Here is a 1,478-nt window from a genome sequence, read left to right as displayed (position 1 = left end):
ACAAAGATTGACTATGCAAACAACCACCTGCTACTAAAAGGTAAGAAACTAGTAAACTGGCAAGGGACGCACCCTTACCAAGAACAGTTATACTAAACAAGATTGCTAATCAATTTGGTTAACGTATGTTAAATAAAGAAAAAAAGACCAAGATTGGTCTTATGGTGTGTATATAAAATTATTGTTTTAGATGTGGGAAATTATCAAGAACTATTTCTTTTATTATATTAATATCATCGTCAGACTTAACGAAACACATTTTATTTGAAAGCTTCTCTATCAAAGCAAGCGTAATTTCTTCTTCATGGTATGCGTTTAATCTTTGTACTTTTTCTAAAATACGATTTGCAATCTTATGATGCCACTCAACTGCTTCCGGTTCTGGTTTTTTAAAAATGAGTATTCCGCTTGCTACTTCTTCATTATTAGCTAATACCTTCACTGAGGCCTTAATGTATTTAGGTAAATTATCTAATCTTTGAAGTGAAAAAAGTAGGCTTGTAGGAGTATATATAATCTTTTCAAATTTGAATTCTTCTATCTCACTTAAATAAATTTCTTTTCCGTATTGCAAAGCCCTAAGTAATGTTTTCACCATCTGCAAAGCGGCATAAATTATTAATATTTCAGGAACTATCGATAGATATAAATATGACTTACCGAATTGCATCCGATAACTAAAATGAGCTAAAGCTTTAAATCCTTTGACTCTTTCCACTTTAAAAGCCGAGATAATAATAAAATTATCAAAATTCAACATTTTTTTTAATTCATGCTCACCAAGGTAATATCCTGAAAAGTTTATCTTATTTTTACGATGACACCGCGTGATTATCTGACAGTCTTCCTCATATTCCTTAAAGTCACTTACTAATAGATGGGAATAATGAATATTTCCGCCAACATAAGGAGGATAGTCAAGGTTGACATCTTCTAAATCAAAAATTTCCGGTGTTTCAATGTTTGCGTTAAAGCCGACAAAAGTCTGATTATTTCCGTTTTCCAGATTCTCAAATCTCGATTTTGGATAAATAACAGGCCATCGGGAATTGCTTAAAAATCTAAAATTCGATATTCTGTCTAATTTGCAAATTTCTTCTCTGTGAAGATATGTGGAGGAATCAAGAGCTAAATATAATCCCGCCTGAAACATTAAAAGCTTATATAAATTACTGTAATTATCATGAGGTGCAAAGTTAAAATTTTTTCTAGTATCACATGACCCATGAACAACAGGTTTTGTTACTGAAATACTATCTAATAGATTAAGAGGCCTGTGTTTTTCTAATATTTTTAATATCGATGGGTCTACATCTAATTCATTTCCCAGATACATACAATCACCTTCAATTTTTCAATGTACTAGATTATTTAATTATACCACCAAACGATAATAGTACAATTTCATGTACGCGTCACGCACATTTGAGACTCCGGAACAGTTTTTATTAAATAATCAATGGGTGAAATATTACCCA

The 1,478-nt window shown here is 31.3% G+C and carries 1 protein-coding gene; it reads right to left on the bottom strand.

All coding sequences use genetic code 11. The features are described from left to right. Positions 1-178 precede the first annotated feature (178 nt). Entirely contained in the window at positions 179-1,336 is a 1,158-nt protein-coding gene (locus COX95_01475; GenBank protein ID PIZ86395.1) for a hypothetical protein, read from the bottom strand. Positions 1,337-1,478: the final 142 nt, after the last annotated feature.

It is taken from the genome of bacterium CG_4_10_14_0_2_um_filter_33_32 (assembly GCA_002792735.1).
GTDB lineage: Bacteria > Patescibacteriota > CPR2_A > CG2-30-33-46 > CG2-30-33-46 > CG2-30-33-46.
Note: the sequence above shows the minus strand (reverse complement) of the source record. Positions and strands in the feature narration are given on the sequence as shown.

Excerpts from the sequence above, each read along its gene's own strand:
- COX95_01475 (PIZ86395.1), bottom strand. The coding sequence starts at position 1,336 with ATGTATCTGGGAAATGAATTAGATGTAGACCCATCGATATTAAAAATA.